This window comes from Bifidobacterium sp. wkB344 (genome assembly GCF_003688305.1).
GTDB lineage: Bacteria > Actinomycetota > Actinomycetes > Actinomycetales > Bifidobacteriaceae > Bombiscardovia > Bombiscardovia mizhiensis.
The window spans coordinates 1-2,414 of the sequence record NZ_NPOQ01000023.1 but is presented as its reverse complement, the minus strand read 5'-3'; the positions used below and the strand labels follow the sequence as shown (position 1 = coordinate 2,414).

Sequence of the window (2,414 nt, the reverse complement as noted above, 5' to 3'; positions counted from 1 at the left end):
CCTCTCGTACTATGGGCAGGGCTCCTCAAGATTCCAACGAGCGCAGAGGATAGAGACCAAACTGTCTCACGACGTTCTGAACCCAGCTCGCGTGCCGCTTTAATCGGCGAACGGCCGAACCCTTGGGACCTGCTCCAGCCCCAGGATGCGACGAGCCGACATCGAGGTGCCAAACCATCCCGTCGATATGGACTCTTGGGGATGATCAGCCTGTTATCCCCGGGGTACCTTTTATCCGTTGAGCGATGCCGCGTCCGTACGCCGGCACCGGATCACTATCTCCGACTTTCGTCCCTGCTCGACCCGTCGGTCTCGCAGTCAAGCTCCCTTGTGCGATTGCACTCAACACCCGATTGCCAACCGGGCTGAGGGAACCCTTGGGCGCCTCCGTTACTCTTTGGGAGGCAACCGCCCCAGTTAAACTACCCGCCAGGCACTGTCCCTGGCCGGGATGACCGGCCGAGGTTAGAGGCCAGATGAGGACAGAGCGGTATTTCACATTCCGGCTCCACGGATGCTGGCGCACCCGCTTCGAAGCCTCCCGCCTATGCTACACAGTCCGCACCTAACGCCAATACCAAGGTATAGTAAAGGTCCCGGGGTCTTTTCGTCCTTCTGCGCTTAACGAGCATCTTTACTCGTACTGCAATTTCGCCGAGCTCCTGGTCGAGACAGTGGGGAAGTCGTTACGCCATTCGTGCAGGTCGGAACTTACCCGACAAGGAATTTCGCTACCTTAGGATGGTTATAGTTACCACCGCCGTTTACCGGGGCTTGAATTCACCGCTGCCCCCTCCGAAGAGGGATGACGGATCCTCTTAACCTTCCGGCACCGGGCAGGCGTCAGTGCATATACAGCGACTTACGTCTTCGCATGCACCTGTGTTTTTGGTAAACAGTCGCTACCCCCTGGTCTGTGCCGCCCCCACCGGCTCCGCGCGCAAGGCGCCTCACCGGCAGGGGCCTCCCTTATACCGAAGGCACGGGAGTGATTTGCCGAGTTCCTTGACCAGGATTCGCTCGATCGCTTTGGTATACTCTACCTGACCACCAGTGTCGGTTTAGGGTACGGGCGGCGCCACTCCTCACGCCGAAGCTTTTCTCGACGGAACGGCACACCGGATTCGGGGCACAAGACCCCCCATCATCACACCTCGCGCTCATGCCGGGCGGATTTGCCTGCCCGACGCGCCGCATGCTTGACCACGGATAACCACCACCGCGGCCCGGCTCCCGTTCCGTGTCACTCCCGCGCTACCCGCCACGCATCCACACGCCGGTCCCATGCCATCGGACGGTCCGAAGACCATCACCCGACACGGGTAAGGGCACGCTTCCACGTCTTGGATTGGACGGCTTGACGCCGGTAGGAGAATATCGACTCCTTCATCCATTCGACTACGCCTGTCGGCCTCGCCTTAGGACCCGACTCACCCGGGGACGACGAACGTGGCCCCGGAACCCTTGGTCATCCAGCGGACGGGATTCTCACCCGCCTCTCGCTACTCATGTCTGCATTCTCACTTCCACGCGGTCCACGGCCGGCTCACGCCGCCGCTTCGCCCCACGCGGAACGCTCTCCTACCCAGCACAGCAAACTGCGCTGCCGCGTCTTCGGTGGCGTGCTTGAGCCCCGCTACATTATCGGCGCGGAACCACTAGACCAGTGAGCTGTTACGCACTCTTTCAAGGATGGCTGCTTCTGAGCCAACCTCCTGGCTGTCTATGCGACTCCACATCCTTTCCCACTTAGCACGCGCTTAGGGACCTTAGACGACGATCTGGGCTGTCTCCCTCTCGACGACGGAGCTTATCCCCCGCCGACTCACTGCCGCGATACACCTCACACGTATTCGGAGTTTGGCTGCTGTCGGTACCCGATACGGGCCCTCAAGCATCCAGTAGCTCTACCCCATGGAGGCACTCACGCGACGCTGCACCGAAATGCATTTCGGAGAGAACCAGCTATCACGGAATTTGATTGGCCTTTCACCCCTAGCCCCAGGTCATCGGCCCGGTTTTCAACCCAGGTCCGTTCGGTCCTCCACGCGGTCTTACCCGCGCTTCAACCTGCCCAGGGCTAGATCATCCCGCTTCGGGTCCAGGACACGCGACTGGAACGCCCTTATCGGACTCGCTTTCGCTACGGCTGCCCCACACGGGTTAGCCTCGCCACGCACCACTGACTCGCAGACTCATTTTTCGATAGGCACGCCGTCACCCCGAAAGGCTCCGACGGATTGTAGGCACACGGTTTCAGAAACTCTTTCACTCCCCTCCCGGGGTGCTTTTCACCTTTCCCTCACGGTACTCGTACGCTATCGGTCAGACAGGAATATTCAGGCTTACCCCACGGTCGGGGCCGATTCACACGGGATTCCACGAGTCCCGCGCTACTTGGGAACAAGAACCGG

At 60.4% G+C, this 2,414-nt stretch carries 1 rRNA gene; it reads right to left on the bottom strand.

The annotated features are described in order from the left end of the window. Nucleotides 1-2,414, bottom strand: a 23S ribosomal RNA gene (locus CI601_RS06860); the annotation flags it as partial.